This window comes from Streptomyces sp. NPDC056161 (assembly GCF_042268025.1).
Lineage (GTDB): Bacteria > Actinomycetota > Actinomycetes > Streptomycetales > Streptomycetaceae > Streptomyces.
On the sequence record NZ_JBHJUV010000117.1, the window covers coordinates 1 to 8,725 of the forward strand.

Below are 8,725 nucleotides of genomic sequence, written 5' to 3' on the forward strand. Positions count from 1 at the left end.
CCTCGGGCTCGGCCGGGTGTGGGGGCTGGACCCACCCCCCCCGGTCGGTCGCCGGGGACCAGCGGGGGAACGGCGCGGGAGGATCAGCGCAGGAAGGGATCCACCGCGACCGCCACGAACAGCAGCGACACATAGGTGATCGACCAGTGGAACAGGCGCATCTCCTTGAGCTTCGCGCCCGTCTCGTCGGCCTTGGCACGGTTCTGGAGGGCGTGCGCCTCCCACAGCCACCAGCCGCCCGCGGCCAGCGCGACCACGGTGTAGAACCAGCCGGTGTAGCCGAGCGGTGTCAGCAGCAGCGAGACGACGACCATCACCCAGCTGTAGAGGACGATCTGCCGGGCGACGACCTTGTTGGTGGCGACCACCGGCAGCATCGGCACGCCCACGCGCGCGTAGTCGTCCTTCACCTTCATGGACAGCGGCCAGTAGTGCGGCGGGGTCCAGAAGAACATGACGAGGAAGAGGATGACCGGCGCCCACGACATCGAGTCGGTGACGGACGACCAGCCGATGAGCACGGGCATGCAGCCGGCGATGCCGCCCCACACGATGTTCTGCGACGTACGCCGTTTGAGGATCATCGTGTAGACGACGACGTAGAAGAGGAGCGCTCCGAGTGACAGCCAGGCCGACAGCCAGTTGACGGTCAGGCCGAACAGCAGCGTCGAGACGACCGCCAGCGTGATGCCGAACGCGAGGCATTCACGGGGGCTCACCATGCCGGTGACCACGGGACGCCGGGAGGTGCGGTCCATGAGCGCGTCGATGTCGCGGTCGATGTACATGTTCAGCGCGTTGGCGCCACCCGCGGAGAGGTAACCGCCCAGGCAGGTGAGCAGCACCAGACCGAGGTCCGGCACCCCCTGCTGGGCCAGGAACATCACCGGAACGGTGGTGATCAGCAGCAGTTCGATGATCCGCGGCTTGGTCAGCGCCACGAACGCCTTGGCACGGGCCCCGAACGGCCGGTGGACCGGGCTCTGGTTCGCACCCGTTCCCCCCTCCCCCAGCGCCTTAAGGGCCTGGGAGGTGCCCCCAGGACGGGATTCGACGGCCGTCACACACACCCCTGACAGAGACATCCCAGCAAGCCTCCCCGTGTGAAGTCCCGGTAAAGGCTCGCGCGTACCACGCCACTGTAGACGTTGCCCATACCCCGGCTTTCGCGGGGGTCGGGTCGTGTTGGGAGGGGTTGACCGAAGTGCGCGCGCAGGCTCGGCCGCGCGGTCGCGCAAGTGCGCCCCCGCGCGGTCGCCGAATGTCGTACGCCCCGGTCAGGAGGCGGATCCCGAAGACTCCCGGCAGTCTGGAATGTGGGGAGAAAACGTACGTACTTGCGGGGGTAGGCTCGACAGCGGCCGGTGGGCGCCCAGTGCACCGGTATTCGACATGTGGAGAGGAGCCCTGACTCAGGGTGAGCACCAAGCCGACCACCACAGACCTCGACTGGACCGAATTGGACCAGCGAGCGGTTGACACCGCGCGCGTCCTGGCCGCCGATGCCGTACAGAAGGTCGGCAACGGCCATCCGGGTACGGCGATGAGCCTGGCACCGGTCGCCTACACCCTCTTCCAGAAGGTGATGCGGCACGACCCCGCCGACCCCGAGTGGACCGGCCGCGACCGCTTCGTACTGTCCGCCGGCCACTCGTCCCTGACTCTCTACACCCAGCTCTACCTGGCCGGCTTCGGCCTGGAGCTGGCCGACCTGGAAGCCTTCCGCACCTTCGGTTCGAAGACCCCCGGTCACCCTGAGTACGGCCACACCAAGGGTGTCGAGACCACCACGGGACCGCTCGGCCAGGGCGTCGCGAACGCCGTCGGGATGGCCATGGCCGCCCGTTACGAGCGCGGCCTGTTCGACCCGGACGCGCCGCTCGGCGCCTCGCCCTTCGACCATTTCGTCTACTGCATCGCCGGCGACGGCTGCCTCCAGGAAGGCGTCTCCGCGGAGGCGTCCTCCCTCGCGGGCCACCAGCGGCTCGGCAACCTCGTCCTGCTCTGGGACGACAACCACATCTCGATCGAGGGCGACACCGAGACCGCCGTCTCCGAGGACACCGCCAAGCGCTACGAGGCATACGGCTGGCACGTCCAGCGGGTCGCCCCCAAGCCGGACGGCGACCTCGACCCGCACGCCCTCTACAACGCCATCGAGGCCGCCAAGAAGGTCACCGACCGGCCGTCCTTCATCGCGATGCGCTCGATCATCGCCTGGCCCGCCCCGCACGCCCAGAACACCGAGGCCGCGCACGGCTCCGCCCTCGGCGAGGACGAGGTAGCGGCCACCAAGCGCGTCCTCGGCTTCGACCCGGAGCAGCACTTCGCCGTCGCCGACGAGGTGCTCGCCCACACCCGCCAGGCCCTCGAACGCGGCCACCAGGCACGGGCCGAGTGGGAGAAGTCCTTCCAGGAGTGGCGCAACAACCAGCCCGAACGGGCCGCCGAGTTCGACCGCATCAGCAGCGGCGCCCTGCCGGCCGGCTGGCAGGACGCCCTGCCCGTCTTCGAACCCGGCAAGTCCGTCGCCACCCGCGCCGCCTCCGGCAAGACGCTCCAGTCCCTCGGCCCCGTCGTCCCCGAACTGTGGGGCGGCTCCGCCGACCTGGCCGGCTCCAACAACACCACCATCGACAAGGACAGCTCCTTCCTGCCGAAGGACAACCCGCTGCCCGGCGCCGACCCGTACGGCCGCACCATCCACTTCGGCATCCGCGAGTTCGCGATGGCCGCGGAGATGAACGGCATCACCCTGCACGGCAACACCCGTGTCTACGGCGGCACGTTCCTCGTGTTCTCCGATTACATGCGCAACGCGGTACGGCTGTCGGCGCTGATGCACCTGCCGGTCACGTACGTGTGGACGCACGACTCGATCGGCCTCGGTGAGGACGGCCCCACCCACCAGCCCGTCGAGCACCTCGCCGCGCTGCGGGCGATCCCGGGCCTGAACGTGGTGCGTCCGGCGGACGCCAACGAGACCGTGATCGCCTGGCGCGAGGTCCTCGGCCGCTACACCAAGGAGTTCGGCAAGGGCGCCCCGCACGGGCTCGCGCTGACCCGCCAGGGCGTACCGGTCTACGAGCCCAACGACGACGCCGCGCGCGGCGGTTACGTCCTGTTCGACGCCGAGGGTCCCGACGGACAGCACACCGATGCGCAGGTGATCCTGATCGCCACCGGCTCCGAGGTGCACGTGGCCGTCGAGGCCCGCGAGCAGTTGCAGGCCGACGGCGTCCCCACCCGGGTCGTGTCCATGCCGTGCGTGGAGTGGTTCGAGGAGCAGGATCAGGGTTACCGGGACAGTGTGCTGCCCCCGGCCGTCAGGGCGCGCGTGGCGGTCGAGGCCGGCATCGGTCTGACCTGGTACCGGTATGTCGGGGACGCCGGACGCATCGTTTCCCTCGAACACTTCGGTGCTTCCGCCGACGGCAAGGTCCTCTTCCGCGAGTTCGGCTTCACTGCCGAGAACGTGGCCGCCAAGGCCCGGGAATCCCTGGCCGCCGCCCAGCGCTGACGCTCATATACGACACGTAGGAGATGCAATTTCCATGACGGACGCACTGAAGCGCCTCTCCGAAGAAGGCGTCGCGATCTGGCTGGACGACCTGTCACGCAAGCGGATCACGTCCGGCAACCTCGCCGAGCTGATCGACGAGCAGCACGTCGTGGGTGTCACCACCAACCCGACGATCTTCCAGAAGGCGATCAGCAGCGGCGACGGCTACGAGCAGCAGCTCGCCGACCTCGCCGCCCGCAAGGTCACCGTCGAGGAAGCGGTGCGCATGATCACCACGGCGGACGTCCGGGACGCCGCCGACATCCTGCGCCCGGTGTTCGACGCGAGCGACGGCCAGGACGGCCGGGTCTCCATCGAGGTGGACCCGCGTCTCGCACACAACACCCGCGCGACGATCGCCGAGGCCAAGCAGCTCGCCTGGCTCGTCGACCGCCCCAACACCCTCATCAAGATCCCCGCCACCAGGGCGGGCCTGTCGGCGATCACCGAGGTCATCGGCCTGGGCATCAGCGTCAACGTCACGCTCATCTTCTCCCTTGAGCGCTACCGCGAGGTCATGAACGCCTACCTCGCCGGCCTGGAGAAGGCGAAGGAGCGGGGCCTGGACCTGTCGCTGATCCGTTCCGTCGCGTCCTTCTTCGTCTCCCGTGTGGACACCGAGATCGACAAGCGGATCGAGGCCCTGGACACCCCGGAGGCCAAGGCCGTGCGCGGCAAGGCCGCCGTCGCCAACGCCCGCCTCGCCTACCAGGCGTACGAGGAGGTGTTCGGCTCTGCCGACAATTCGACACAGTCGTCGGCGCGGTGGAACGCGCTGGAGGGCTCGGGCGCGCGCAAGCAGCGTCCGCTGTGGGCGTCGACCGGGGTGAAGGACCCGGCGTACAAGCCCACCCTGTACGTCGACGACCTGGTGGCGCCGAACACGGTGAACACCATGCCGGAGGCGACCCTGCGGGCCACCGAGGAACACGGCGAGATCATCGGAAACACCATCGCCGGCACCTACGAGCAGGCCCGCGCCGACCTCGACGCCGTCGAGAAGCTCGGGATCTCGTACGACGACGTGGTCCAGGTCCTGGAGGACGAGGGCGTCGAGAAGTTCGCGACCTCCTGGAACGATCTACTGAAGTCGACCGAGGCGGTCCTCGATCGCCTCGCCCCCTCGGAAGGCTGACATCTTGTCCCCCTTTTCCGGGTTTTCCGGTTCCGGAGCGAATCCGCTCCGTGACCCCGCGGACCGACGGCTCCCGCGCATCGCGGGGCCGTCGGGCCTGGTCATCTTCGGCGTCACGGGCGATTTGTCACGCAAAAAGCTGATGCCCGCCGTGTACGACCTCGCCAACCGGGGTCTGCTGCCGCCGGGCTTCTCCCTCGTCGGCTTCGCGCGCCGCGAGTGGCAGAACGAGGACTTCACGCAGGAGGTCCACGACTCCGTCAAGCAGCACGCGCGGACGCCGTTCCGCGAGGAGGTCTGGCAGCAGCTCATCCAGGGGATGCGCTTCGTCCAGGGCACCTTCGACGACGACGACGCGTTCGAGCGGCTGCGGTCCACCATCGAGGAGCTGGACAAGGCACAGGGCACGGGCGGCAACTTCGCCTTCTACCTGTCCGTGCCGCCGCGCTCCTTCCCGGTGGTCATCCAGCAGCTGAAGAAGCACGGCCTGGCCGACCAGACGGGCGGCTCCTGGCGGCGCGCGGTCATCGAGAAGCCCTTCGGCCACGACCTGAAGTCGGCCGAGGAGCTGAACAAGGTCGTGCACGAGGTGTTCGAACCGGACCAGGTGTTCCGGATCGACCACTACCTCGGCAAGGAGACCGTCCAGAACATCCTGGCGCTGCGCTTCGCCAACACGATGTTCGAGCCGGTCTGGAACCGGTCCTTCGTGGACCACGTGCAGATCACCATGGCCGAGGACATCGGCATCGGCGGCCGGGCCGGCTACTACGACGGCATCGGCGCCGCCCGCGACGTCATCCAGAACCACCTGCTCCAACTGCTCGCGCTGACCGCCATGGAGGAGCCCGCCTCCTTCGACGCGGACGCGCTGGCCGCCGAGAAGACCAAGGTGCTGGGCGCGGTGCGGCTGCCGAAGGACCTGGGCCGCAGCACGGTACGCGGGCAGTACGCGGCGGGCTGGCAGGGCGGCGAGAAGGTCATCGGCTACCTCCAGGAAGACGGCATCGACGCCAAGTCGAAGACCGACACCTATGCCGCGATCAAGGTGGAGATCGACAACCGCCGCTGGGCGGGCGTCCCCTTCTACCTGCGCACCGGCAAGCGGCTCGGCCGCCGGGTCACCGAGATCGCGGTGGTCTTCCAGCGGGCCCCGCACTCCCCCTTCGACCACTCCTCCACGGAGGAGCTGGGCCAGAACGCGGTCGTCATCCGCGTCCAGCCCGACGAGGGCATCACGGTCCGCTTCGGCTCCAAGGTGCCGGGCACCTCGATGGAGATCCGGGACGTCTCCATGGACTTCGCCTACGGCGAGTCGTTCACGGAGTCCAGCCCGGAGGCGTACGAGCGGCTCATCCTGGACGTACTGCTCGGCGACGCCAACCTCTTCCCGCGCACGGAGGAGGTCGAGCTGTCCTGGAAGATCCTCGACCCGATCGAGGAGTACTGGGACAAGCACGGCAAGCCCGCGCAGTACCCGTCGGGCACGTGGGGTCCCGTGGAAGCCGACGAGATGCTCGCACGAGACGGACGGAGCTGGCGCCGGCCATGAAGATAGACCTCACGGACACCACGGCCGGCAAGATCAACAAGGCGCTGGTGCAGGGTCGCCGTGCGATCGGCACGCCCGCCGTGGGCATGGTGCTGACCCTGGTCGTCGTCACCGACGAGGAGAACGCCTACGACGCCCTGAAGGCAGCGGGCGACGCCTCGCGCGAGCACCCCTCGCGCACCCTGGTGGTCGTCAAACGGGTCTCGCGCTCCCCGCGTGACCGCACCACCTCGCGGCTGGACGCCGAGGTACGGGTGGGCGCGGACGCCGGCACCGGCGAGACGGTGGTGCTGCGGCTGTACGGCGAGGTCGCCGACCACGCCGACTCCGTGGTGCTGCCGCTGCTGTTGCCGGACGCGCCGGTCGTCGTCTGGTGGCCGGTGAACGCGCCGCTCGATCCGGCCAAGGACCCGCTGGGTGCCCTCGCCCAGCGCCGGGTCACCGACATCTACGCGTCCGAGCAACCGGTGCGGGAGCTGTCCGCCCGCGCCGAGACCTACACGCCCGGCGACACGGATCTGTCCTGGACCCGCATCACGCCCTGGCGCTCGATGCTGGCCGCGGCCCTGGACCAGGTCACCTGCGAGGTCAAGGGCGTCGAGGTGGCGGGCGAGGAGTTCAACCCGAGCTGTGAGCTGCTGGCGATGTGGCTCGCGGACCGGCTGGACGTCCCCGTCAAGCGGTCGCTGTCGTCCGGACCTGGCCTCACGGCGGTCCGGCTGGACACCGACTGCGGTCCGATCGGCCTGGACCGCTCGGACGGCTCGCTGGCCACGCTGTCCATCCAGGGCCAGCCGGACCGGGCGGTCGCGCTCAAGCGGCGCGAGACGGCCGAGCTGATCGCGGAGGAGTTGCGCCGGCTCGACCCGGACGACACCTACGCGTCGGCGCTGCGCTACGGCGTGGAGCGGCTCGTCGGCTCGCAGCCCGCGGACCAGCGGCCGGCGGCGGATCCGAAGTCCGCCGCGGATCCGGAGCCCGCCACCGCGGGTGCCGGGGCAGCGTCGGAGACCGGTACGGCGTCGGAAACCGGTAAGTCGTCGGAAACCGGTACCGCCTCGGCGCCCGCGAAGAAGGCCGCGGCCAAGAAGTCCGCGAAGAAGGCACCGGCGAAGAAGGCGGCGTCGAAGTGAGCACCCCGCAGCTGGTCGTGCACCGCGACAAGGAGCTGATGGCCCAGGCCGCGGCGGCCCGCCTGATCACCAAGGTCGTGGACGCCCAGGCGTCCCGGGGTTCCGCGTCCGTGGTGCTCACCGGCGGCCGCAACGGCAACGGGCTGCTGGCCGCCCTGGCGGCGGCGCCCGCCCGGGACGCCGTCGACTGGACCCGGCTCGACCTGTGGTGGGGCGACGAGCGTTTCCTGCCCGAGGGCGACCCGGAACGCAATGTCACCCAGGCTCGCGCGGCTCTGCTGGACACCGTGCCCCTGGATCCGAAACGCGTGCACCCCATGCCCGCGTCGGACGGTCCCTACGGCGCCGACGTGGACGCGGCGGCGGACGCCTACGCGGCGGAGCTGGCCCGGGCCGCGGGCCCCGAGAACCACGGGGCCGTGCCCACCTTCGACGTGCTGATGCTCGGCGTCGGTCCGGACACGCACGTGGCGTCCCTCTTCCCCGAGCTGCCGGGCGTGCGGGAGACCGAGCGCACGGTGGTCGGCGTGCACGGCGCGCCCAAACCACCGCCGACCCGGGTCTCGCTCACCCTCCCCGCGATCCGGGCGGCCCGTGAGGTCTGGCTGCTCGCGGCCGGTGCGGACAAGGCGGAGGCCGCGCAGATCGCGCTGTCCGGCGCGGGCGAGATCCAGGCCCCGGCGGCGGGCGCGTACGGCCGGCAGCGCACGCTGTGGCTGCTGGACGCGGCGGCGGCCTCCGGACTGCCGCGCTCGCTGTATCCGCCTGCTTCACCGTGACGCCGGGGTGCGGCGGGGCTCCGGCCCCGCCGCACCCGTCGTTTTTCCCCGCTCCCACCAGCAGGCGGCCGGACACCGGCCCGCGAGTGGTGCTGCCGGACGCCGGCCACCGGTGCTCCTCACAAAGCGTCCGCGGGCCGTACTCCCGACCTGAGCGTCTGCCCTCGGCTCCCGGCCTGAGCGTCTGCCTCGCGCGGGACTCCGGCCCGTGCGTGACCCTTGCGTGGCGTCGACGGCCGGGCACCTGGCTCCGGTACCGGGGGCGGAGCGCCCGGATGTCCGGGCACTCCGGGCCGTGCGTTGCTTTGCCTTCCCCAGTACCGGGCCCGGCAGACCGGTGGGTCGGCGGGCGTCGGGTCGGTGGGTGCGGAGCCGACGGCCCCGCGGGCGCCGATCCGGCGCTCAGCTCCGGCCGCGGAGTTCCCGGTACTTGGCGACCAGGGCCCGCGAGGACGCGTCCAGGCCCTCTACCTCGGTGCCTTCGGTGAGTGCGGGTTCGACGCGTTTGGCGAGGACCTTGCCGAGTTCGACGCCCCACTGGTCGAAGGAGTCGATGTTCCAGAC

General features: G+C 70.3%; 7 protein-coding genes. 5 read left to right on the forward strand and 2 right to left on the reverse strand.

Going from position 1 to position 8,725, the window contains the following annotated elements; all coding sequences use genetic code 11:
* Positions 1-83: 83 nt before the first annotated feature.
* A complete protein-coding gene (locus tag ACFC09_RS45420) occupies positions 84-1,070 on the reverse strand; it encodes a heme o synthase (RefSeq protein ID WP_376538987.1) in 987 nt (328 codons plus the stop codon).
* A gap of 347 nt (positions 1,071-1,417) precedes the next feature.
* On the opposite strand from ACFC09_RS45420, the gene tkt reads away from it, so the two are divergent.
* From tkt to pgl, 5 genes are read left to right on the forward strand one after another with little or no spacing between them, the layout of a single operon-like run.
* Complete coding sequence (gene tkt, locus ACFC09_RS45425) at positions 1,418-3,520, forward strand: transketolase (protein WP_376538977.1); 2,103 nt, start codon at positions 1,418-1,420, stop codon at positions 3,518-3,520.
* A 34-nt stretch (positions 3,521-3,554) separates the two neighbouring features.
* Positions 3,555-4,697, forward strand: a complete 1,143-nt coding sequence (tal, locus tag ACFC09_RS45430) for a transaldolase (protein WP_376538979.1) — start codon at positions 3,555-3,557, stop codon at positions 4,695-4,697.
* Between the two features lie 4 nt (positions 4,698-4,701).
* Entirely contained in the window at positions 4,702-6,249 is a 1,548-nt protein-coding gene (gene zwf / locus ACFC09_RS45435) for a glucose-6-phosphate dehydrogenase (protein ID WP_376538981.1), read from the forward strand.
* Entirely contained in the window at positions 6,246-7,382 is a 1,137-nt protein-coding gene (opcA, locus tag ACFC09_RS45440) for a glucose-6-phosphate dehydrogenase assembly protein OpcA (protein WP_376538983.1), read from the forward strand. The genes zwf and opcA overlap by 4 nt, the downstream gene beginning before the upstream one ends.
* On the forward strand, positions 7,379-8,161 hold the full coding sequence (pgl, locus tag ACFC09_RS45445) for a 6-phosphogluconolactonase (RefSeq protein ID WP_376538985.1): 783 nt from the start codon (positions 7,379-7,381) through the stop codon (positions 8,159-8,161). The genes opcA and pgl overlap by 4 nt, the downstream gene beginning before the upstream one ends.
* 402 nt (positions 8,162-8,563) lie before the next feature.
* Here pgl and ACFC09_RS45450 read toward each other — a convergent pair.
* Positions 8,564-8,725: hypothetical protein (locus tag ACFC09_RS45450; RefSeq protein WP_376538989.1), on the reverse strand; the 162-nt coding region annotated here is incomplete at its 5' end.

Bases quoted from the DNA above. Each gene is read 5' to 3' on its own strand.
- tal (WP_376538979.1), top strand. From the start codon at position 3,555: ATGACGGACGCACTGAAGCGCCTCTCCGAAGAAGGCGTCGCGATCTGG.
- opcA (WP_376538983.1), top strand. From the start codon at position 6,246: ATGAAGATAGACCTCACGGACACCACGGCCGGCAAGATCAACAAGGCG.